Source organism: Bradyrhizobium ingae (assembly GCF_055791185.1).
Genome location: NZ_JBVUBB010000004.1, coordinates 17497 through 39619, shown reverse-complemented (window position 1 = coordinate 39619; position 22123 = coordinate 17497). Strand labels below are relative to the sequence as shown.

The following is a 22123-nucleotide window of genomic DNA, read 5'->3' as shown; positions in this document are numbered from 1 at the left end:
CCCACTCCGGAATGAACCTTCCCGCGGAACCCGGGCACAAAGACTGAAGACAGCTCTCAGCCCCGCGGGATCGCCATGAAATGGCTTAGCGTGCTCTGCCTGCTCACATGCGTCACCAGTGCAAGCGCAGCCGCACCCGAGCAGCGCTACCTCGAGATGCGCGATCGCTACATCGCAAAATTCACCAAGGCCCCCGAGAACGACGAGACCTACAAGCAGCACGATGCGGCGCTCAAGGAGCTCGTAGGGGTGTTGCGCAATCTGATCGGGCCGATCACGATCAAGGGGCTTCCCGCTGACCCGCAGTCCAATGTCGACACGCTCTACAAAGGAGACTCGGGGTTCGGCCATCTCGACGGGCTGGCCTTCTACTCCGAGGCCGACAAGACGGAGGCCGTGGTGACGACCACGGCGCTGCTCGATCACTGGCTGCGTGAGCATCGCGAGGACGGCATGCCGCAGGACATTGGCGCGGCGTTCAAGTCAGACAAGTTTTACTACTCTGCCATTCAGGACGCCGCTTTCGCCAAATATGCGGAGCTGCCGATCACCAAGCCGGCAGCGGCGAGCGTCGCGGTCGCAGTGCTGGGATTGCGCGGCAATGGTGACATCAAGGGGCCGCCGAGCGAGATCGACGTGGTCGTGATCCAGGGCGACAAGGTGTATTTCGTCGCCGTCCGCGACGCCGTGAAGACGGCCGAGATCCCGGCCTGCGAGCAGGTCTGGAAACAGATGATGGCAAAGCCCGTCAACAAGAAGGACCCGCGGGGCGATATGGCCCGCGAGGATCAGGCAATGGCCGCACACACGGCGTGCTTCGCCAAGGCAGCGCCAAACCAGAACTGGTTCGCAACCGCCGTCAAGAAGGCGCAGAGCCAGATCGAGCTACTGCCGCTGCGCTAGCGAGCACTGTCCTTCAAATTCAACTCACTACTGCCATCACCGAAGCGGGAGCGACAAGAAGCTCGCATCGGGCAAACGGTCGCGATTGGGCGAATTGGTCGCACATGTCTGGAGGAATTCTAGCCCCGCGCCTATCGCACTCGGAAAAGACCTGCGGTAGGGCGAGACATCAAAAATCATACCGGCAAAGCCGGCAGACCGTGGGGCCTCACAAGCGTGACAGACTTCCAGCTTCGCGCGCGTTTTGACGCGCGTTCTCTACAGCTTCAAATGATCCTCGGAGCCGTAAGTACATTCGCTCTTGTCATCTCTGTTGAATCCGTTCGGGCGCAGACCCAACTTCCCTCGGTCACGGTAGATGCGCCAGAGCAGCGAGCCCGCTCCGCAACAGTCGCCTCGTCGCGACGGACTACGATGACACGTACGGCGCGCGCCAGTCGTCGATCTCCGGCGCAGCAAGCGGCGCCGAATCCGAGCGCATCGAATGCAGGCACCAGCGAACGCGCCAACGGTCCCGTGCGCGGTTTCGTTGCGACCCGGAGCGGCACTGCAAGCAAGACAGACACGCCGCTCATCGAAACTCCGCAATCGGTTTCGGTCATCACCACCGACCAGGTGAAGAACCAGGGTGCGGTCTCGATCGGTGAGGCTTTGCGCTACACCGCCGGCGTCAGCGGCGACGTCAACGGCGGTTCGGACACCCGCTTCGGCGGCCTTCAGATCCGCGGCTTCGACATGACCATGCCGGGGCTCTACATCGACGGCCTGCGGATTCCGTCGAGCAACTACGCGCATTTCAACGGCCTCGATCCCTACGGTGCCGAGCGCATCGAGGTTCTCAAGGGTCCGTCCTCCGCGATGTATGGCGGCAGCGGCACCGGCGGCATTCTCAACTACGTCACCAAGCTGCCGACGGCGCAGCAGTTCGGTGAAGTCTCAGTCTCCGGCGGCAGCTTCAACCGCTATCAGGGCCAGTTCGATATGGGCGGTCCCGCCAACAAGGAAGGCACCGTGCTGTGGCGCCTCACCGGCGTCGTCCGCGACGGCGAGACCCAGGTTGACTTCACCAAGGACAACCGCGTCTTCATCGCGCCCGCCGTCACCATCAAGCCGAACGATGAGACGACCATCACCTTCCTGGCGAACTACCAGAAGGATCGGGCAGGGTGGGGCCTCCAGTTCCTGCCGGCCTCGGGCACGGTGTGGCCGAACAACGGCCGCACCATCCCGGTCTCGTTCTTCGCCGGCGTGCCCAGCTTCGATGCGTTCAACACCGAAATTGCGACCGTCGGCTATCAGCTCTCGCACGACTTCAATGAAGCTCTCACATTCCGGCAGAACCTGCGCTACGCCTATCAGCACAACGAGGAGAAGGTATTCTACGGCGTGGGCTACACCGATGAGGCCGCCGGCCTGCTCGGGCGCGTCGGCAACACCAGCAACTCTTACATCAATTCCTTCGCGGTCGATAATCAGCTCCAGGGCAAGTTTGCTACGGGCTTTCTCCGCCACACCGTCCTGGTGGGTCTCGATTATCGCAACACCTCGTTCCGCGACACCGGCTACAGCGTCACGACCTCGGCCTCCGCGATCAACGTCTTCAATCCCGTCTACAGCTATGACTGGACCGTCGGCGCCATGAACGACAATACCGGTGTCAAGCAATCTCAGGTCGGCCTCTACGTGCAGGACCAGATCAAGCTCGGCCGGCTCTCGTTCCAGCTCGGCGGCCGCCAGGATTTGGTGACGACGCGGGTCGACAGCGATCTCTTCAACACGTCCGCCTCGACCGATGCTTCCGCGTTCACCGGCCGCGCCGCCGTGATGTACAATTTCGACAACGGCATCGCGCCCTATGTCAGCTACTCGGAATCGTTCCTGCCGGTGCTCGCGACAGCCAACGGCCAACTGCTCAATCCCGAGACCGGCGTCCAGTACGAGGTCGGCGTCAAGTACCAGCCGCTCGGCTGGAATGCCCTGTTCACGATTGCCGCCTTCGACCTGACGCGCGACAACGTCGTCACCTATCCGCCGCCGCTCTATCTTGCCGAGCAGATCGGCCAGGTGAAATCGCGCGGCATCGAGCTCGAAGGCAGCATGTCGCTCGCCGACGGCTGGAACCTGCGCGCTGCCTACGCCTATGTCGACGCGATGCTGTCGCAGGATCCGGTCAATGTCGGCAAGGCACCGCCGACGGTGCCACTCAATCGTGCCTCGCTGTGGAGTGACTACACGCTTCAGAGCGGGCCGCTCGCCGGCGTCCAGTTCGGCGGCGGCATCCGCTACGTCGGGGCGACCTGGGGCGACGACGCCAATACGTTCAAGGTCGGATCCTCGACCGTGCTGGACGCGCTCCTCGCTTACACCAGGGACAATTGGCGCCTGTCACTCAACGTCACCAACCTGGCCGACACGCGCTATGTCGCCGCCTGCTACGGCCTGTCGGGCTGCTTCTATGCGGAGGGACGCAAGGCGATCGGCAAGCTGACCTACCGCTGGTGAATTCAACCTGAAGACGGTCCGGCAACAGCTGCCGGACCCGTTCGATGAGAGACGACGATGAGAGCGATATTCGGCAGGTTGCATCGCTGGGCCGGTCTGCTCACGGCCGGATTCCTTTTCTTCTCCGGCATCACTGGCGCGATCATCTCCTGGGACCATGAAATCGACGACGTCCTGAACAGCCACCTGTTCGACGTCACCAGCAAAGGCCCGGCCATTCCCTCGATCGAGCTCGCTGGGCTGATCGAGCAACGCGATCCCCGCGCGCGCGTTGTCTACCTCTTCATGACGCCGGAGCAGGGGCACTCGCTGTGGTTCTTCGTGATGCCGCGGATCGATCCCGCGACCGGCAAGCGCTACGCGCTCGACTACAATCAGGTCTTCCTCGATCCCAATACCGGCGCGGAGCTGGGCCGGCGCTACTGGGGCGCGGTGTGGCCGGTGACGCGCGAGAACGTCGTCTCGTTCCTCTACAAGCTGCACTACACGATGCACATCCCGGAATTCTGGGGCAGTGACCGCTGGGGCATGCGCCTGCTCGGCGTCATCGCCATCATCTGGACCATCGATTGCTTCGTCGGCTTCTACCTCACGCTGCCCGCCCGGCGGCGCGCCAAGGCGGCGCGGGCGCTCCAAGTCACGCGCCAGCTCGAGCGCGGATTCTGGGCGCGCTGGGCACCGGCCTGGACGATCAAAACGAGTGGCAGCTCCTATCGGATCAATTTCGACATCCACCGGGCCTTCAGCCTCTGGACCTGGGCTCTGCTATTCGTCATCGCCTTCACGGCATTCTCGCTGAACCTCTATTTCGAGGTTTTCTCTCCGCTGATGAAGACGGTGTCGAACTATACGCCGACCCCGTATGAGCAGAGGCCTTACCGAGATCTCGATAGTCCCATCGAGCCCAAGGTTACGTTTGCGGAAATCGCTGCGCGCGCGGCGGCCGACGGCAAGGGGCGAGGGTGGACCACGCCAGTCGGCACGCTCAGCTACGGCCCGGCCCATGGGGTCTATGCCGCCGCCTTCTTTCATCCGGGCGACGATCACGGTGCCGGCGGCGTCGGCCCGGCGCAGCTCTATTACGACAGCGAGGACGGCCGTCCGCTCGGCGAGCGGCTGCCCTGGGTCGGCACTGCCGCCGATATCTTCGTGCAGGCGCAGTTTCCGCTGCATTCGGGTCGCATCGTCGGATTGTTCGGCCGCATCCTGATCTCGATCATGGGGCTCGTCGTGGCGACGCTCTCGGTCACCGGCGTCGTGATCTGGTGGCGCAAGCGCCGCGCGCGTGTCCGCGTGCGCGAGACCCCGCTTGGAACGACAGCCAGCCGAATAGGGGCCGCTCAGAGCCCGCCGCCGCCGAGATTCCAGCCCCGGCCGCCCTCGCCGAAAATCTCGTAGCCGGTCGGCGTTACCGCGACGGTATCCTCGAGCTTGATGAAGCCGCGCTTGGGATGCTTCATCGTGGTCTCGATCGACACCACCATTCCGGGCTCCAGCGGCAGGCGCGCATCCGGGTCGTCATAGGGAACCGGACCCTTGGCGGTCAGGCGAGGGGCCTCGTGACTGACGAGACCCATGCCGTGAGCCAGGAAATCCGTGCAGTCGCGCTGGCTGATTTTCGCCAGCTCCTGCTCGGCTGCGGCATAGATCGCACCGCCAAGGGCGCCCGGCCGGACGGCCGCAAAGGCCGCACGTTGGACAGCCTCGATCTCGGCCAGCAGATCCTTCAATTCGCCGTCCGGCTCGCCCAGCACGGCCATGCGGGCGAGGTCGCCGATATAGCCGTGATAGTTGCCGCCGGAGTCGAGCGAGAGCACATCGCCTTGCTCCCAGCGCTGCGGCGACGGCGCCCGGTTGTGGCTGTTGCCACAAGCCAGCAAGCAATATTCGAACGTCAGCCCGCGCTGCGCCTCCGCAATGCGCAAGGCGTCGGAGAGCTGCTGCTTGGTCGTGCCCGGCCCGTGCTTTGAAATCACCTCCAGCATGGACGCAATCACGAGCTCCGAGGCTGTCTTGAGCTTGGCGAGCTCAGCCGCCGACTTGACCGCGCGCAGGCGTTCCAGCACGAAAAGCGCGTCCTTGAGCTCGGCACCGGGCAGGGCGTCGACCAGCGCCTTGCCTGCGTCCATCGGCAGGAATGCCATCTCGACCCCGACCCGCTTCATCGGCACACCTCCGTCCTTCAGGACGTTAACGGCCCGCTTGACGGCATCGACCGAGCCGCTGGACTCGGTCCGGACCTGCGCCACCCAGGGCGGCGCCACGGCGCGCTGATGGGTCTCCAGCCGATGGCCGATGTAGATGGCCTTGCCGGGCGCGCCCTTGGGATAAACCAGAACCGGCAGGTACCGGCTGACGCCCATCGCATCCATGTAGTCGAAGAAGATCGCGCGCTCGGCGCCCAGCAGGTACTGCACATTGTGCTTGGAGGTCGCGATCAGGACGTCGAGACCTGCGGTCTCCATCAGCGCGTCGAGCTTGGCGGCATCGAATGGAATGGCGCGAGCCTGAGGCGCGCGGGCGACGTTCTCCTGCATGACGATCCTCCCATGAGTAGCGGTCTTCGCCGCCCGTCTGATTGGCTTTGGGCTTCTTGGCTTTGAGCTTGGTTTGCCAAGCGATTGTGAGCCGGGAGCGGGGTTCCGGATAGCTGTGGAATTGTCCGGACTGATCTGCAAGTTCATATCCGTAATTCGCATAAGGTATATTATGGAATATTTTTATATCTAATTAGATCAGTTATTTAGGCTGAACTCCTCGCAGCCTGCATTCGGTCGCGCTTCCAAATCCTCGGACCCTCGATCTCGCTATGAGCCATCAGGCGCTACCTTGCATGGATTGTTTTGCAGGTTTTGGTCGTGCGCTTGCACCTCCGAAAGCCGATATTGCCGCGGCTCGACTCCGCTGCAATAAGCGACACCTCGCGAGATCGCAGATGACCTTAAGGCGTCCGTCCGTATAGGTTTGCATCTCAGAACAACAACAAACCTTTTGGGAGCAAACCCCGATGAGCTTTTCCCGACGCACGCTTCTCAAGGCCTCCGCCGCGACCGCGGTTTTTGGCGGTATCGGAGCGCCCCATGTGGCGCGCGCCCAGACGGCCGAGTTTTCGTACAAATACGCCAACAACCTGCCGGACACCCATCCGCTGAACGTCCGCGCCAAGGAGATGGCTGCGGCGATCAAAGCCGAGACAGACGGCAAGTTCGACCTCCAGATCTTCCCGAACAACCAGCTCGGCTCGGACACCGACATGCTGAGCCAGATCCGCTCCGGCGGCGTCGAGTTCTTCACGCTTTCGGGTCTGATCCTGGCGACGCTGGTGCCGGCGGCCTCGATCAACGGCATCGGCTTTGCGTTCCCGGACTACGACACGGTCTGGAAGGCCATGGACGGCGACCTCGGCGCCCACGTCCGCGGCGAGATCAAGAAGGCCGGCCTCGAGGTCATGGACAAGATCTGGGACAACGGCTTCCGCCAGACCACGTCCTCGACCAGGCCGATCAACGGCCCGGACGATCTGAAGGGCTTCAAGATCCGCGTTCCGGTGTCGCCCTTGTGGACCTCGATGTTCAAGGCGTTCGATGCGGCACCCGCCTCGATCAATTTCAGCGAGGTTTATTCGGCGCTGCAGACCAAGGTCGTCGAAGGCCAGGAGAACCCGCTGGCGATCATCTCGACCGCCAAGCTCTACGAGGTGCAGAAGTATTGCTCGCTGACCAATCACATGTGGGACGGGTTCTGGTTCCTGGCGAACCGCCGTGCCTGGGAAAAGCTCCCACAGGACGTCCGCGCCATCGTCGCCAAGAACATCAACGCCGCCGCCATCAAGGAGCGTGAGGATACCGCCAAGCTCAACGCCAATCTCCAGCAGGAGCTGGCGGGCAAGGGCCTGACCTTCAACCAGCCTGCGGTTGCGCCGTTCCGCGACAAGCTGCGGAGCGCCGGCTTCTATGCCGAGTGGAAGAGCAAGTACGGCGATCAGGCCTGGGATCTCCTGGAAAAGGCCGTCGGCAAGCTGTCATAACGCATCAAGGCCGTCATGGCTCATATCGAGGTTCAGGTGACCGAGGTGGTGGGCGAGGTGACCGTGCAGTCCCCTCGCCGACCTTCGTTTCTGGCTTCGCTGGAGCGCGTGCTCGGCTTCCTCGTCGAGATCCCGGCGGCGATCCTGGTCATCGCCGAGATCGTGATTCTGTTCGCCGGCGTCGTGGCACGCTACGGCTTTCACCGGCCGCTGATCTGGTCGGACGAGCTCGCATCCATTTTGTTCCTGTGGCTGGCCATGCTGGGCGCGGCAGTGGCGTTCCGCCGCTCCGAGCATATGCGCATGACGGCAATCGTCGCGAGCGCGAGCCCTGCGATGCGCGCCTGGCTCGATCTCGTGGCGGTCTGCGCCGCACTGGCGTTTCTCGTGATGATCGTCTGGCCATCCTACGATTACGCCTATGAGGAAAGCTTCATCACGACGCCGGCGCTGCAGATCTCGAACATGTGGCGCGCCGCCGCGCTGCCGGTCGGCATCTGCCTGATGGCGGCGTTCGCGGTGCTGCGCCTGCTGCGCGCCGCCAACTATCGCACCGTGCTGGCGGCCGCCGTGACGGTCGCCGTCGTCGTCGGTTTGTCCTGGCTCGCCCAGCCGTACTTGCGGCCGCTCGGCAATCTCAACCTGGTGATCTTCTTCGTCGGCGTCGCCGGTTTCTGCGTCTTTGCCGGCGTTCCCATTGCGTTCGGCTTTGGTCTTGCGATCTTCGGCTATCTCGTGCTGACCACGCGAACGCCGGTGATGGTGCTGGTCGGACGGATGGACGAGGGCATGAGTCATCTGATCCTGCTCTCGGTGCCCCTGTTCGTGTTCCTGGGGCTTTTGATCGAGATGACCGGCATGGCGCGGGCCATGGTGGCGTTCCTGGCGAGCCTGCTCGGCCATGTCCGCGGTGGGCTGCATTACGTGCTGGTCGGCGCCATGTACTTGGTCTCCGGCATCTCCGGCGCCAAGGCGGCCGACATGGCTGCGGTCGCACCAGTGCTGTTCCCCGAGATGAAGCAGCGCGGCGCCAAGCCCGGCGATCTCGTCGCCCTGCTCGCGGCCACCGGAGCGCAGACCGAAACCATTCCGCCTAGTCTGGTACTGATCACCATAGGCTCGGTCACGGGCGTCTCGATCGCGGCCCTCTTCACCGGCGGCCTGCTGCCCGGCGTGGTGCTGGCACTGACGCTCTGCCTGCTGGTCTGGTGGCGCTACCGCCACGAGGACATGAGCCATGTCCGCCGCGCCACGGCTGGCGAGATCGGCAAAACTTTCGTCATCGCCCTGCCCGCGCTCGCCCTGCCCTTTGTGATCCGCTACGCCGTGGTCGAAGGCATCGCCACCGCCACGGAGGTCTCCACGATCGGCATCGTCTATGGCGTGCTGGTCGGCCTTTTGATCTACCGCCGCTTCGACTGGCGGCGGCTGTTTCCGATGCTGGTCGAGACTGCCGCGCTGTCAGGGGCGATCCTGCTGATCATCGGCACCGCCACGGGCATGGCCTGGGGCCTGACGCAATCCGGCTTCTCGCGCTCGCTTGCATCGGCCATGACCGGCCTGCCCGGCGGCTCCGCCTCCTTCATCGCGGTCTCGATCCTGGCCTTCACCATCCTCGGCAGCGTGTTGGAAGGCATTCCCGCCATCGTGCTGTTCGGACCGCTTCTGTTTCCGATCGCGCGCGCCGTCGGGGTGCACGAGGTGCACTATGCCATGGTCATCATCCTCGCCATGGGCATCGGCCTGTTCGCCCCGCCTTTCGGCGTCGGCTATTATGCTGCCTGCGCGATTGGACGCGTTGACCCCGCCGAGGGCATCAGGCCAATCTGGGGCTATCTGCTGGCATTGCTCGTAGGATTGATTATCGTTGCGATCTTCCCGTGGATTTCGATCGGATTCCTTTGAAGCGTTGAAGGAGTGTGCCGATGGGTGAGAGACAGAACCACTACAATATCGGCCTGGACAAGACGCCCGCCAACTACGTGCCCTTGAGCCCGCTGAGCTTCCTCGCGCGCAGCGGCGCCGTTTACCCAGACCATGTCAGCACCGTCTATGAAGGCCGCAGCTTCACCTGGGCCGAGACCCATGAACGGTGCCGCCGCTTTGCATCATATCTGGCAGGCAAGAGCATCGGCATCGGTGACACCGTGGCAGCCATGCTGCCGAATGTGCCGGCGATGAACGAGGTGCACTTCGCGGTCCCCATGACCGGCGCGGTGCTCAATGCTTTGAACATCCGCCTCGACGCCCCCTCGATCGCGTTCCAGCTCGATCATGGCGGGGCCAGGATCATCCTGGTCGATCCCGAGTTTGCCGGCGTCATCACCGATGCGATGGCGCAGATGAAGGGGCCAAGACCGTTCGTGATCGACGTCGACGACGCCGCGTTCAAGGGCGGCAAGCGCATCGGCGAAATCGAATATGAAGCCGCGGTCGCGCAGGGCGATCCCGCCTTCAATGCGATCCCGCCGCAGGACGAGTGGGACGCGATCGCGCTGAGCTACACCTCGGGCACCACGGGCAATCCCAAGGGCGTCGTCACCCATCACCGCGGCGCGTATCTGAACGCGGTCAGCAACATCCTCGCCGGCAATCTCGGCCAGCACCCGGTCTATCTCTGGACGCTGCCGATGTTTCATTGCAACGGCTGGTGCTTCCCCTGGACCATTGCCGCATCGGCCGGCATCAATGTCTGCCTGCGCAAGGTCGAGCCGACGAAGATTTTCGAGTTGATCAAGCAGCACGACGTCACCCACATGTGCGGCGCGCCGATCGTCTACAACACGCTGATCAACGCACCCGATGCGCCCAAGGGCACGGCCGCGCGGCGCGTCGTCGGCCTGATCGCCGGCGCCGCTCCGCCGGTTGCGGTGCTCGAAGGCGCCGAGAGCATCGGCATCAAGCTCACGCACGTTTATGGACTCACCGAGGTCTATGGCCCGGCCTCCGTCTGCGCCGAACAGCCGGGCTGGGACGAACTGTCCGCGCCCGAGCGCGCGCGGATGAAGCGGCGGCAGGGCGTGCCCTACCCGCTGGAGGAAGGCGTGACCGTCATCAATCCGCAGACCATGCAGGAGGTGCCGCGCGACGGCGAGACCATCGGCGAGGTCATGTTCCGCGGCAACATCGTGATGAAGGGCTATCTGAAGAACGACAAGGCGACCAGAGAAGCTTTCGAAGGCGGCTGGTTTCATACGGGCGATCTGGGCGTGCTCGACGAACACGGCTACGTCATCATCAAGGACCGCTCCAAGGACATCATCATCTCCGGCGGCGAAAACATCTCCTCCGTCGAGGTCGAGGACATCCTCTACAAGCACCCGGCCGTGCTGTTCGCAGCCGTGGTGGCAAAACCCGACCCGAAATGGGGCGAGGTGCCCTGCGCCTTCGTCGAGCTGAAGGACGGCGCGAGCGCGAGCGAAGCCGACATCATCGCCTTCTGCCGCAGCCACTTGTCCGGCTTCAAGACGCCGAAAGCGGTGGTGTTCGGGCCAATTCCAAAGACGTCCACGGGCAAGATCCAGAAATTCCTGCTGCGCAACCAGGTGGATTCGGCGAAGGCGATATCGGCGTAATTCGCGCCTTGTCTGCGATCAAGGCTCGGCTTCCCGTGAAAGTCCGGAAACGGTCGGAAAAGATTTGAAAAAAATCCCGGCCCGCCTACGGTTCCACAAGGTCGGATTCGCTGATTCCCGAACGAGGCGCTGCGCGATTGACGCGGCGGGCGACCGACCCGGTGGGGCGCTTCATGCGATTTGTCTTGCGCACAGACGCATCTTTGCGTCTGGCGCTGCTATTGACGATCGGATTTCTGCCAGGCACTGCGCATGCGCAAGGCTTGCCGGAAGCCAGCGCGCCCGCGCCCGAAAAGACCGTCGCTGTCACGCCTAACCCGCAAGCAACTCAAACGCCCGCAGGCCCGGCACCGCCAGCGCCCTCAAGTGTTGGCAGCGCAGCGGCGACGACTTCATCTCCAACCACCAGCGCCACGACCTCGCCTCCCGCCGGTGGCAATCTGACCAGTCAGCCGAGCCTTGCTTCTGCGACCATGGCGCTAGCGACGGGAACGAACGCCGGCTTCAGCCCAGCATCGCCGTCAGGCCCAATGGCGCTGTCGCAGGCCGAGACGGCCCAAGCGACTTTCCTAGCGATGACGCAGTTCACACAGACGCTGTTGGATCCCGCCATCGACGGCCGCGCAGCGGACGCCTCGCCTGCGCGCGTCGACGAGACGCTTGCGGCCTACGCGGCGATTCCGTCAGATCGAATGCGGGGCGGTGTCGGCCGCGAGGTTTATCAGGCCGTCTACGGCAAAATGCCCCTCACCGGCTCATCTTACGCGCCCCACTGGAATGTCTGGGCTTCGGGCATCGGCGGCTCGCAAGTTGCGGGCAGCAACGCCGCGCCGGGCGCCGGTTCATCGAGCCGGATCTTTGCAACCGTGGTTGGCGCCGATTACTCCCTGTCCCCGCAAACGCGGCTTGGTTTTGCGATGGCCGGCGGCGGCACCAATTTCGCCGGCAGCGCCGGCAGTGGCCGCTCCGACCTGTTTCAGGCCGGCACCTTTGTCAGGCATACGGTCGGGCAGGCGTACGTCGCTACGGCGCTCGCCTATGGCTGGCAGGCGATCACCAGCGATCATCCCGGCATCGATCAGCTCAACGCTGCCTTCAATGCCAATGCCTATTCCGGCCGTATCGAAAGCGGTTACCGCTTCGTCACGCCCTGGCTCGGCGTGACCGCCTACGCCGCCGGACAGTACATGGCCTTCAGCATGCCGGCCAATGCAACACAACCGGCCTTTGCCACGAACGCCTTTGTAGCGGCCTTCGGCAGCGATCGTGTCACCGACAGTCGCAGCGAACTGGGCTTGCGCACCAACGCGTCCTTCGCGCTCCAGGGTGGTGCGCTGAACTTACGCACGCACCTCGCCTGGGCGCATGATTTCAGCGCAGCAAGCACGATCGCGCCGGCCTTCCAGGCGCTGCCCGGGCTCGGCTACATCCCCAGCGGCGCGGCGCTGGCTCCGAACTCGGCGCTTGCGGGCGGGTCGATCGAATTGAAATGGCTGAACGGCTGGGCTGCCGCCGCAAGCTTCGACGGCGAATTCGCCAGCCAGGTGCGGTCCTATACCGGCAAGGCGGTCATGCGCTACGCCTGGTAGGACGCGCGCTCACCGCGTTTCCAGCCGCATACCGTCATAGGCCGGTACGACGCCCGCTGGCAGCGACTGCCTCACCACCTCGTAGTCGACGTCCGCGGTCATGTTGGTGATCACGGCGCGCTTCGGCTTGAACCGCTCGATCCAGGACAGCGCGTCGTTGATGCTGAAATGGCTGACGTGCCCGGTGTAGCGCAGGCCGTCGACGATCCAGAGATCGAGATTTTCCAGCGCACCCCAGCTCTCGCGCGGAATGTCGTTGAGATCGGGCGTGTAGGCGGCGTCGCCAATGCGATAGCCGAGCGCGGGGATCTGGCCGTGCTGCACCAGGAAGGCCGTCATCTTCACCGCACCGCCCTTCCCCAAAATGGTCTGGCTCTCGCCCGCCTCGATGGAATGCCGCGTCAGGATCGGCGGATAGTCGCTGCCCTCCGGCGAGATGAAGCAATAGGAGAACCGCGCCATGATGTCCTTGGCGGTCGACTGGTTGAAATAGGTCGGAATGCGCTTGCGCATGTGCAGAACGACCGAGCGCAGATCGTCCATGCCGTGGGTCTGGTCGGCATGCTCGTGGGTCAGGAACACGGCATCGATATGGTCGACATTGGCGTCGATGAGCTGCTCGCGTAGGTCGGGCGAGGTATCGACGACGATGCGCGTGGTGCCGTGCTCGCCGGCCTGCTCGACCAGCAGCGAGCAGCGGCGGCGGCGATTCTTTGGATTGTTGGGATCGCAGGCGCCCCAGCCGAGCGCCGGGCGCGGCACGCCGGCCGATGAACCACAGCCCATAATCGTCAGCGTTAGTGTCATGCAGCGCCCCTGGTTCAGGTCTTTACCCTGGAGAACAGGCGGAAGAAGTTTTCGGTGGTCTGACGCGAGATATCCGGAAGCGATACGCCGCGCGTCTCGGCCAGCACCTTCGCCACCTCCACCACATAGGCCGGCTCGTTGCGCTTGCCCCGGAATTTGCCTGGCGCCAGATAGGGCGAATCCGTCTCCACGAGAATGCGGTCGGCCGGCAACTCGGCCGCCAGCGCGCGCAAGGCTTCCGACTTCTTGAAGGTCAGGATTCCCGTGAAGCCGATGTAGAGACCAAGCGAGATCGCCTTCAGCGCAAGCTCCCGTCCGCCCGTGTAACAATGCAGCACGGCGGCAAATGATCCTTTCGCGACTTCCTCTTCCAGGATTCGTCCGCAATCCTCGTCCGCCTCGCGGGTATGGATCACGAGCGGCAGGCCGGTTGCGCGCGCTGCCGCGATATGGGCGCGAAAGCCCCTCGCCTGCGCCGCCGGCGAGCCGTTATCGTAGAAATAATCGAGCCCCGCTTCTCCGAGCGCAACGACCTTGGGATGCTTCGTCAGTGCGATCAGCTCATCCGCGGAAATGCCGTCCTCCTCATCCGCGTTGTGCGGATGAGTGCCGACGGAACAATAGACGTTGTCGTAGCGCTCGGCGATCGCGATGAGCTGGTCGAGCTTGCGCACCCGTGTCGAGATCGTGACCATGCGGCCGACACCTGCGGCCGCCGCACGCGACACGATCCCGTCGAGATCGTCCGAGAAATCCGGAAAATCCAGATGGCAGTGACTGTCGACCAGCATCGTCCTACGCCTTTAGGCCGCCGGTTCGATGTAGCGCGGGAACGCCGGCGTCGGCGCAGGCAGCGTCGAGCCCGGCGCGATCCGCTTCTCGCCGGCGAGCGTCGCAAAGCCACGCTCGGCTTCGGGGATGCCGAGGCTGTCGAGCAGCTTGGCCGAGGCGCTCGGCATCGCCGGCTGGGTCAGGATCGCGATCTGGCGCACGACCTCGGCGGTCACGTACAGGACGGTCTTCTGCCGTGCCGGATCTGTCTTCGCCAGCGCCCAGGGCGCCTCACCCGCGAAATAGCGGTTAGCTTCGGCGACCACGGCCCACACCGCGTTGAGCCATTGATGGACCTGCTGTGTCGCCATCGCTTCGCGCGCGAGTGCGATCATGCCGTCAGCTTGCGCCAGGATCGCCTTGTCGTTGTCGCTGAACTCGCCCGGCTCCGGCAACACGCCGCCGAGCTGCTTTGCGATCATCGACAGCGAGCGCTGCGCGAGATTGCCGAGATCATTGGCGAGATCGGCATTGATGCGCGCGACGATGGCTTCGTGGTTGTAGTTGCCGTCCTGGCCGTATGGCACCTCGCGCAGGAAGAAATACCGCATCTGATCGACGCCATACTGGTCCGCGAGATTGAAGGGATCGACGACATTGCCGACCGACTTCGACATCTTCTCGCCCCTGTTGAACAGGAAGCCGTGGGCATAGACCCGCTTCGGCACGGGAATGCCGGCCGACATCAGGAACGCAGGCCAGTAGACGGCATGGAAGCGGATGATGTCCTTGCCGATGATGTGCACATCGGCCGGCCAGTAGCGCCATTTGCCATCGCTCTCGTCGGGAAAGCCGACGCCGGTGATGTAGTTGGTCAGCGCATCGACCCAGACATACATCACATGCTCTTCGTCACCGGGCACTTTCACGCCCCAGTCGAAGGTGGTGCGCGAGATCGACAGATCGCGCAGGCCGCTTCTGACGAAGCTCACCACCTCGTTCTTGCGCGCATCAGGACCGATGAATTCGGGATTGTCCTCATAGAGCTTCAGGAGCTTGTCCTGATAGGCAGACAGCCTGAAAAAATAGCTCTTCTCCTCCACCCATTCGACCGGCGTGCCCTGCGGGCCGAGCCGCACGCCGTCATCGTTGAGGCGCGTCTCGTCCTCGGCGTAATACGCTTCGTCGCGGACCGAGTACCAGCCGGCATAGGTGTCGGCATAGATATCGCCGTTCGCGGCCATCCGCCGCCATATCTCCTGGCTGGAACGATGGTGCTGCTCCTCGGTGGTGCGGATGAAGCGATCGAACGACACATCGAACCGTTCATCCATCTCCTTGAATCGGTTGGCGTTGCGGGTTGCGAGCGCCGACGGCGTCAGCCCCTCGTTCTGCGCGGTCTGGACCATCTTCAGCCCGTGCTCGTCGGTGCCGGTCAGGAAGAACACGTCCTTGCCATCGAGCCGCGCAAAACGCGCGAGCACGTCAGCCGAGATCGCCTCGTAGGCGTGGCCGATATGGGGCTGGCCATTGGGGTAGGCGATCGCGGTCGTGATGTAGAAGGCGTTTTCGCGCGACGGTGCCGCCGCTGGCGCGGCGGCCTGTGGAGCAACTAATTTCTTGGCGGGCGCGCGCGGCGCCTTCGGCTTTGAAACTTTTGGAAGCGTCACGACGGTAGCCGGCGCCGCGGGCGGCGCAGCCACCACCGTCGTCTTCACGGCCTTGGCCACCGCCTTGGCCGGTTTTCCGGCGCCCTTCTTGGCAACGACCTGCTTCTTCGCGCTCGTTTTGCCGGCGTTCTTCGCCGCCTTGGTCACGCGCGACTTGGCCTGCGATTTGGATTTCTTCGCGGACTTGGCAGCAACCTCCTTGCCGGTCTTCCTGGCTGTCTTGCGCGCAGGCGACTTGGTCGACCGCTTCGCGGCCTTCTTGGCTGTTTTCTTGGCTGCCTTCTTTGCCGTCTTCTTGGCGGCCTTTTTCGCAGCCTTTTTGCCGCTCTTGCGTTTGACGGTTTTCTTAGCTCGCGTTGCCACCACGAATTCCTTTACGGCTCTCACAAAAATGGAAACCTGCGCCTAAAGCGCGATGATGACGGGGATGAATCATCATCGCGCTTTAGGTTCTTGTTTGAGCATGATCTTTTCGGAAAACCGCTCTGCACTTTTCCGGATCATGCTCTAGCGCGTTGCGTCCGCCAGCCAGCCAAACACCGAGAAAACCAAGGGCTTTCGCTCCAGATTGTAGGTTTCGGTGTCGCGCGCGGCGCGGACGATCTTTTCCCATACCTCCGCAAGCCGTGCAAGGCGCGGCAGGTTCTGGTTGGCGCTGGCCTCATCGGCATGCAGCCGATCGGCGATCCAGCGGTCGATGCCGTCGATGAAGGCAGCGAGTGCCACGCGGTCGCTGGTGCCGAGCGAATCGCCAAGCGTGTGCAATTCCTTTGGATCGACCTGCGGCAGGCGCGCGAGCAGCGCCGCAGTCCGCTGCTGGAGCTTCAGCGCATCACCGCCGAGCAGCGTCAGCGCGCGCGAGACACTGCCCTCGGCAGCGTCTGCGGCCTCGCGCAGCGCCGGATCGGCCTGATCGATATCGGCGGCAATCGCGGCAGCGCCGATCACGTCGTCGGTCGCAAGCGAACGCAGCCGCAGCTTGCGGCAGCGCGACTGGATCGTCGCCAGCACCCGAGCCGGCGCGTGACTTACCAGCAGGAACAGCGATTGCTGCGGCGGCTCCTCGAGGATCTTCAACAACGCGTTCGCCGCGTTCGGATTGAGCTCGTCGACCGTGTCGACGATGCAGACGCGCCAGCCTTCAGCCGCCGCCGTCGAGCCAAAGAACGCGATCGTCTCGCGCGTCTCGTCGACGGTGATGACCGTGCGCATCACGCCGCGATCGTTCGCCGTGCGCTCCAACGTCAGCAGCCCGCCATGCGAGCCGGCGGCGACCTGGCGCGCGATGGGGTCGTTCGGATCGATCGACAGGTCCTCAGCCCGCTGCACGCCAGGCGCGAGCGGATGGCCATGCGCGAGGACGAAGCGCGCTATCCGGTACGCCAGCGTCGCCTTGCCGATGCCTTGTGGGCCGCCGATCAGCCAGGCATGCGGAATGCGCCCGCTGCGATAGGCGGTGAGCAGCGCCGCTTCGGCTTCGCGATGGCCGAACAGGCGGGTGGTCTCGCGCGGATGCGGGATCGCGGTCTCGCGCTCGGTCTGGCGAGGGCTCATGCGGACGCCGCCTTCGTCGGCGCGCTGAATACGCGATCGCGCAACGCCGCCCAGATCCGCGCGGCGACCGCGTCCGCATCGCCGCTGGCGTCGATCAGCACGCAGCGCCCGGGATCGCCGGCCGCGATCTTGCGATAGGCTTCGCGCAGATCCTGGTGGAATTTGAGGCTCTCGCCCTCGAAGCGATCCGGCGTGCCGCTGCCACGCCGCGCGGCCGCGCGCTGCAGACCGATCTCGACCGGCAGATCGAGGATGATCGTGACGTCCGGCTTGAGATCACCAATCGTGACCCGTTGCATCGCGTTGATGACGCCTTCGGGCACGCTGCCGAGGCTGCCCTGATAGGCCCGCGTCGAGTCGGCGAAGCGGTCGCACAGGACCCACGTGCCCTGGTTGAGTGCCGGCTCGATCACCGTGCGGACATGGTCGTCGCGCGCAGCGGCGAACAACAGCGTCTCGGCATCCGGCCCGAGCAGCTTGCCCATCCCGGATAGCACGAGATGGCGCATGATCTCCGCACCTGGCGAGCCGCCAGGCTCGCGGGTCACGATGGTCTTCAGCTTGCTGGCGTCGAGCCGGTCGGCGAGGCGCTTGATCTGGGTCGACTTGCCCGAGCCCTCGCCGCCTTCAAAGGTGATGAATCGCCCGCGCCCGGACGGCGGCTTCACTGCAATCTCGCTCATGGTCAGAGCTTCTCGGCGCCCGCGCGGAACATACCGATCACGAGCTCGCTCGCGCCGTCAATCGCGCGCCGCATGGTTGAGCCGGTACCGATCGCCTCCGCCGCATAGACCGGGGTCTCCACCGCGATTTGGCCGCTGCGCCAGACCCGAACCACGCCAACCGGTTGCCCCTCCTGAACCGGCGCCCGCACCGGTCCGCTATAGACGATGCGCGCGATCAGCTTGTCGCCGCCGTTCTTGTGCACCATCACGTTGACCGGCGTCTTGGCGATGAGCTTGACTGAGCGGCTATCGCCACCGAACACCTTTGCGTAGCCGACCGGCTGATCGGCTGCGATCAGCGTCCGGGTCTCGAAGTTGCGAAAACCCCATTCCAGCATCTTCTTGGCTTCGGTGGCGCGATCCTCGGAGTCTTCCAGGCCGTTGACGACGACGATCAGCCGCGTGCCGTTCTGCACGGCCGAGCCGACCATGCCGTAGCCGCCCTCCTTGGTGAAGCCGGTCTTCAAACCGTCGGCGCCTTCCATGGCGCTCAGCAGCGGGTTGCGGTTGGGCTGGCGGATCTTATTCCAGGTGAACTCCTTCTCGCCGAACAGCTTGTAGAACTCCGGATAGTCCAGGATGATGTGGCGCGCGAGGATGCCGAGCTCGCGCACCGTCATCTTGTTGCCGGGATCGGGCAGCCCGTTCGAATTGGCGAAGGTCGATTTGGTGAGGCCGAGCTCGCGCGCGCGCTTGGTCATGAAATCGCTGGCGAAAAGGCGCTCGTTGCCCGCAATCCCTTCGGCAAGCGCAATGCAGGCATCGTTGCCGCTCTGGATGATCGCGCCATGCAGGAGATCGTCGACCGACACCTTGCTGTTGATCGCAGCGAACATGGTCGAGCTGCCGGAGGGCGCTCCGCCCTTCCGCCAGGCATTCTCACTGATCCGGTATTCGTCGGTCAGCTTGATGTCGCCCTTCTTGACCGCATTGAAGACGACCTCCGCGGTCATCAGCTTCATCATGCTGGAGGGGGCACGCAGTTCGTCGGCGTTCTTCTCAAAGAGGACGCTACCGCTCGACGCCTCGATCAGGATCGCGGTGGGCGCGTCGCCGTCAAAACCGGCCTCCTCCTTCTTGGCGCCCTGCACGCTCTGATTGGCAGCATAGAGCATGCCGCCCCAGCCGAGGCCGAGCGCCACGCCGGCCGCAATGAGGCCGCGCGCGAGCCACCCGGCGGCGAACCGGGATGTGCGGGTCGGAGGAAAGCGAAATGCCATGGCGAAGCCCTGAGAGCGGCGTTCTAACAGTTGGCCCCTGTGCAAACAACACACGGAACCGGTTCATCACCCGAAGATTGCACAGGTGGGCCGACGTCCCTATCGTGGCGCTTCACGATTTCCGACCAAAGCTCTGAAAGAAGGCGGAAAAGCGATGTCCTCCTCCCGCGTGATCTTAGCCAATGGGATCGATCTTTTCGTCCGAGAACAGGGCCAGGGGCCACTCGTCGTCCTCTGCCATGGTTGGCCGGAACTGTCCTACTCCTGGCGTCATCAGATTCCGGCACTCGCGGCGGCCGGCTTTCGTGTCGTGGCCCCGGATATGCGGGGCTACGGCCGAACCACGGCACCATCGGATGTCGCCGCCTACTCCATCTTCGACACCGTCGGTGATGTCGTCGGCCTGGTGCAGGCGCTTGGCGAGACCAAGGCCATGGTCATCGGTCACGACTGGGGCGCGCCGGTGGCCTGGCATGCGGCGCTGTTCCGCCCGGACATGTTCACGGCGGTGGCAGGCTTGAGCGTTCCGCCGCCTTTCCGTGGTCGCGGCAAGCCGCTCGACCTGTTGCGTGAGAACGGCATCACCAATTTCTACTGGCAGTACTTTCAGACGCCCGGCGTCGCCGAGGCGGAGCTCGAGCGCGACGTCGCCCACACCATGCGCATCGTGCTGGGCGGGCGCGGGCTGTCCGATCCGACGGCGGCGATGTTCGTTCAGGACGATAAGGGCTTCCTCGGCCACGCCAGCGGCTCGGAACCGCTGCCGAGCTGGCTGACGGAGACGGACCTCGCCTATTTCACCGAAACCTATCGCAAGTCCGGCTTCCGCGGCGGTCTCAATTGGTACCGCAACATCGACCGCAACTGGGAGCTGACGGCGCCCTGGCAGGATGCGCAGATCCATCAGCCCTCACTGTTCATCGCGGGCTCCAAGGATGCCGTGATCACCGGTCTGATCGGCTCCAAGCGTGTCAGCGAGCTGGAGCGCGTGCTGCCCAACCTGAAGCGCAAGCTGATCGTCGACGGCGCCGGCCACTGGGTGCAGCAGGAGCGGCCCGACGAGGTCAACGCGGCCCTGGTGAATTTCCTGAAGGAAAGCGCGGCTCAGTAGAGCCCGCGGCCGCTCAGGATGTTGCGCGCCTCTGCCGCGCCGTCGTCGGTGACATAGGCGTCCGACGTATCCCTGCCGTTCTGGTCATAGGACACAGCGCGCGCGTTCTGGAGCGCCCGGCCGCGGCTGCGGCTCGAAGCCGACATCTCCGAGGTCGCGTTGATCGAGGCAACGTCGGCCGACGTATTGCCGAGGCTGTAGGGCCGTCCTTCCGGCAACGGGACCTCACCGCGGATCGTGCCATGGCTGGAGGCCGACAGCTCCGGAACGAACGGCCTGGCCGAGGCGACGCGAACCATCGAGGGAGTCGGTGCCGGAACGCCAGTGCGCAAGGTGGCCATCAGCTGCCGGTCGTCGGAGCCCTCAAGGGGCGCCCGGCCGACATATTCGACGCGGACCTTGGCGACACCGTTGCCCTTGAATTCAAGCAGCTCAGCGGCCTTGTTCGAGACGTCGATGAGGCGGTTGCCGTGATACGGGCCACGGTCATTCACCCGGACGATCAGCGACTTGCCGTTGGAAAGGTTGGTTACCCGTGCGTAGCACGGCATCGGCAAGGTCGGGTGCGCCGCGGTGAGCGAGCCCATGTCGAAGATTTCGCCGTTGGCCGTCAGGCGGCCGTGGAAGTCGTCGCCGTACCAGGACGCCAGGCCCTCGGCGCGGTAGTTGGCGTCCTCCTCCGGCACATACGTCTTGCCGGCGACCACATAGGGCTTGCCGACGCGGTAGGTGCCGCCGCCCTTGGGCACGGGATCGCCCCAGGCCACCACACGTGGGCTGGAGGACACGCCGTATTTCGGATCGACGCGGCTGGCGAATTTGCCTGAGGAGGCACAGTTGGCGAGCACGAGGCAGGTCGCGGCCGCCGCGACACCACGCGCGGCCCGCACCATCGAATCTGACCGTCGGATCCCCATTCGCCCCAATACCATCTCGCCGGACGCGTGCCCACAACGAGGCCTTCTGCCGGACTTTGCCCGAAACGGCCCACCACCGGTTCGGAAGTGGTGACAATATCGCAATGCGATCACGGCGGAAATGGGGAGCGCGCGGCTCTCGCGCCGAGATGGTAAACGAGAGATTGGCATTCTCTCCGTTGATCTACGGAGCAACGGCGCGCAAGGCCCCCTCTTCCCGTCCCAGTCCTGGACAAACTGTTGCGCCGAATCCTCACTGCTATTCGATTGCAATTGCGCACATTGGAATCCTTTTGACTGTGCAAGGCGGTACGCGTTTTGTCGCGTGTGCGAGGGGCGCAACGGAAGTTTGCGATGATTGAGACGGTTTCAGCACTGATGGGTCTGGTAAGCGCGGGAATTTTCCTGGCCCATGCGTTCGAAGGATACCGCACGAGGGCATAATGCCTCGCGCGGAAGCATCACCTCTTTCAGTTCAGCGCGTTCGGAAACTTTTAATCAATCCGGTCGAGCATCGAGTACGAGAGCGGCAGGTGTCATATGCGCAACCATGATCTGGTGTCCGACGGCTTTCTGGCGTTGACCGCAGGCGGCTTGGTTCTGCTCTGCTCGAGTCTGATGGCCTTGGCATTCGCCTGAGGTACGCCAAGCTTTCCCTGATCCATCTGCCGCGATGTTGCGGCGCACTAGCCTGCCGGTCGGCGTATCCAGTTGTTTTTCGGGCCACCGCCTCCCTTTTAGTTGATTGAATT

16 protein-coding genes are annotated in these 22123 nt (G+C 64.0%); 8 read left to right on the top strand and 8 right to left on the bottom strand.

All coding sequences use genetic code 11. The features are described 5' to 3' along the window. Nucleotides 1-75: 75 nt before the first annotated feature. The 3 genes from ACV1FX_RS07355 (at nucleotide 76) to fsrB (ending at nucleotide 4803) form a co-directional block, all read left to right on the top strand. On the top strand, nucleotides 76-903 hold the full coding sequence (locus ACV1FX_RS07355) for a hypothetical protein (RefSeq protein WP_473116882.1): 828 nt from the start codon (nucleotides 76-78) through the stop codon (nucleotides 901-903). Nucleotides 904-1419: 516 nt separating this feature from the next. After that, nucleotides 1420-3405 (top strand): TonB-dependent siderophore receptor, encoded by a 1986-nt coding sequence (locus ACV1FX_RS07350; RefSeq protein WP_473117213.1) that lies wholly within the window; start codon nucleotides 1420-1422, stop codon nucleotides 3403-3405. Nucleotides 3406-3462: 57 nt separating this feature from the next. Then, nucleotides 3463-4803: a siderophore utilization protein FsrB gene (gene fsrB / locus ACV1FX_RS07345; protein WP_473116881.1), complete on the top strand. Its 1341-nt coding sequence runs from the start codon at nucleotides 3463-3465 to the stop codon at nucleotides 4801-4803. Here the strand turns inward: fsrB and ACV1FX_RS07340 are convergent. Further along, nucleotides 4746-5942: a M24 family metallopeptidase gene (locus ACV1FX_RS07340; RefSeq protein WP_473116880.1), complete on the bottom strand. Its 1197-nt coding sequence runs from the start codon at nucleotides 5940-5942 to the stop codon at nucleotides 4746-4748. The genes fsrB and ACV1FX_RS07340 overlap by 58 nt on opposite strands. A gap of 470 nt (nucleotides 5943-6412) precedes the next feature. Here ACV1FX_RS07340 and ACV1FX_RS07335 point away from each other — a divergent pair, with 470 nt between their 5' ends. The 4 genes from ACV1FX_RS07335 to ACV1FX_RS07320 all read left to right on the top strand — a co-directional run bounded on the left by ACV1FX_RS07335 (nucleotide 6413) and on the right by ACV1FX_RS07320 (nucleotide 12596). Beyond that, on the top strand, nucleotides 6413-7432 hold the full coding sequence (locus tag ACV1FX_RS07335) for a TRAP transporter substrate-binding protein (protein ID WP_473116879.1): 1020 nt from the start codon (nucleotides 6413-6415) through the stop codon (nucleotides 7430-7432). Nucleotides 7433-7447: 15 nt separating this feature from the next. After that, entirely contained in the window at nucleotides 7448-9337 is a 1890-nt protein-coding gene (locus tag ACV1FX_RS07330; RefSeq protein WP_473116878.1) for a TRAP transporter large permease, read from the top strand. Between the two features lie 20 nt (nucleotides 9338-9357). Further along, a complete protein-coding gene (locus ACV1FX_RS07325) occupies nucleotides 9358-11007 on the top strand; it encodes an acyl-CoA synthetase (RefSeq protein WP_473116877.1) in 1650 nt (549 codons plus the stop codon). Nucleotides 11008-11582: 575 nt separating this feature from the next. Then, a complete protein-coding gene (locus ACV1FX_RS07320; protein ID WP_473116876.1) occupies nucleotides 11583-12596 on the top strand; it encodes an autotransporter outer membrane beta-barrel domain-containing protein in 1014 nt (337 codons plus the stop codon). Nucleotides 12597-12605: 9 nt separating this feature from the next. Here the strand turns inward: ACV1FX_RS07320 and ACV1FX_RS07315 are convergent, their stop codons facing one another. From ACV1FX_RS07315 to ACV1FX_RS07290, 6 genes are all read right to left on the bottom strand, one after another. Then, nucleotides 12606-13403 carry an MBL fold metallo-hydrolase gene (locus tag ACV1FX_RS07315; protein ID WP_473116875.1) on the bottom strand — a complete coding sequence of 266 codons (798 nt, stop codon included), beginning with the start codon at nucleotides 13401-13403 and terminating at the stop codon, nucleotides 12606-12608. Between the two features lie 14 nt (nucleotides 13404-13417). After that, the gene (locus tag ACV1FX_RS07310; protein ID WP_473116874.1) at nucleotides 13418-14194 is read right to left on the bottom strand and encodes a TatD family hydrolase; all 777 of its coding nucleotides are present in this window, start codon (nucleotides 14192-14194) and stop codon (nucleotides 13418-13420) included. A gap of 12 nt (nucleotides 14195-14206) precedes the next feature. Further along, nucleotides 14207-16207, bottom strand: a complete 2001-nt coding sequence (gene metG / locus ACV1FX_RS07305; protein ID WP_473116873.1) for a methionine--tRNA ligase — start codon at nucleotides 16205-16207, stop codon at nucleotides 14207-14209. 144 nt (nucleotides 16208-16351) lie between these two features. Continuing rightward, the gene (locus tag ACV1FX_RS07300) at nucleotides 16352-17398 is read right to left on the bottom strand and encodes a DNA polymerase III subunit delta' (protein WP_473116872.1); all 1047 of its coding nucleotides are present in this window, start codon (nucleotides 17396-17398) and stop codon (nucleotides 16352-16354) included. Beyond that, nucleotides 17395-18081 (bottom strand): dTMP kinase, encoded by a 687-nt coding sequence (gene tmk / locus ACV1FX_RS07295; RefSeq protein WP_473116871.1) that lies wholly within the window; start codon nucleotides 18079-18081, stop codon nucleotides 17395-17397. The genes ACV1FX_RS07300 and tmk overlap by 4 nt, the downstream gene beginning before the upstream one ends. A 2-nt stretch (nucleotides 18082-18083) precedes the next feature. Further along, on the bottom strand, nucleotides 18084-19343 hold the full coding sequence (locus ACV1FX_RS07290) for a D-alanyl-D-alanine carboxypeptidase family protein (RefSeq protein ID WP_473116870.1): 1260 nt from the start codon (nucleotides 19341-19343) through the stop codon (nucleotides 18084-18086). Between the two features lie 154 nt (nucleotides 19344-19497). Here ACV1FX_RS07290 and ACV1FX_RS07285 point away from each other — a divergent pair, with 154 nt between their 5' ends. Then, on the top strand, nucleotides 19498-20454 hold the full coding sequence (locus tag ACV1FX_RS07285) for an alpha/beta fold hydrolase (protein ID WP_473116869.1): 957 nt from the start codon (nucleotides 19498-19500) through the stop codon (nucleotides 20452-20454). Here the strand turns inward: ACV1FX_RS07285 and ACV1FX_RS07280 are convergent. After that, a complete protein-coding gene (locus ACV1FX_RS07280; protein ID WP_473116868.1) occupies nucleotides 20448-21347 on the bottom strand; it encodes a septal ring lytic transglycosylase RlpA family protein in 900 nt (299 codons plus the stop codon). The genes ACV1FX_RS07285 and ACV1FX_RS07280 overlap by 7 nt on opposite strands. Between the last annotated feature and the right edge of the window lie 776 nt (nucleotides 21348-22123).

Bases quoted from the DNA above. Each gene is read 5' to 3' on its own strand.
- ACV1FX_RS07355 (WP_473116882.1), top strand. From the start codon at position 76: ATGAAATGGCTTAGCGTGCTCTGCCTGCTCACATGCGTCACCAGTGCA.
- fsrB (WP_473116881.1), top strand. From the start codon at position 3,463: ATGAGAGCGATATTCGGCAGGTTGCATCGCTGGGCCGGTCTGCTCACG.
- ACV1FX_RS07340 (WP_473116880.1), bottom strand. From the start codon at position 5,942: ATGCAGGAGAACGTCGCCCGCGCGCCTCAGGCTCGCGCCATTCCATTC.
- ACV1FX_RS07335 (WP_473116879.1), top strand. From the start codon at position 6,413: ATGAGCTTTTCCCGACGCACGCTTCTCAAGGCCTCCGCCGCGACCGCG.
- ACV1FX_RS07330 (WP_473116878.1), top strand. From the start codon at position 7,448: ATGGCTCATATCGAGGTTCAGGTGACCGAGGTGGTGGGCGAGGTGACC.
- ACV1FX_RS07325 (WP_473116877.1), top strand. From the start codon at position 9,358: ATGGGTGAGAGACAGAACCACTACAATATCGGCCTGGACAAGACGCCC.
- ACV1FX_RS07320 (WP_473116876.1), top strand. From the start codon at position 11,583: ATGACGCAGTTCACACAGACGCTGTTGGATCCCGCCATCGACGGCCGC.
- ACV1FX_RS07315 (WP_473116875.1), bottom strand. From the start codon at position 13,403: ATGACACTAACGCTGACGATTATGGGCTGTGGTTCATCGGCCGGCGTG.
- ACV1FX_RS07310 (WP_473116874.1), bottom strand. From the start codon at position 14,194: ATGCTGGTCGACAGTCACTGCCATCTGGATTTTCCGGATTTCTCGGAC.
- ACV1FX_RS07300 (WP_473116872.1), bottom strand. From the start codon at position 17,398: ATGAGCCCTCGCCAGACCGAGCGCGAGACCGCGATCCCGCATCCGCGC.
- tmk (WP_473116871.1), bottom strand. From the start codon at position 18,081: ATGAGCGAGATTGCAGTGAAGCCGCCGTCCGGGCGCGGGCGATTCATC.
- ACV1FX_RS07290 (WP_473116870.1), bottom strand. From the start codon at position 19,343: ATGGCATTTCGCTTTCCTCCGACCCGCACATCCCGGTTCGCCGCCGGG.
- ACV1FX_RS07285 (WP_473116869.1), top strand. From the start codon at position 19,498: ATGTCCTCCTCCCGCGTGATCTTAGCCAATGGGATCGATCTTTTCGTC.
- ACV1FX_RS07280 (WP_473116868.1), bottom strand. From the start codon at position 21,347: ATGGTGCGGGCCGCGCGTGGTGTCGCGGCGGCCGCGACCTGCCTCGTG.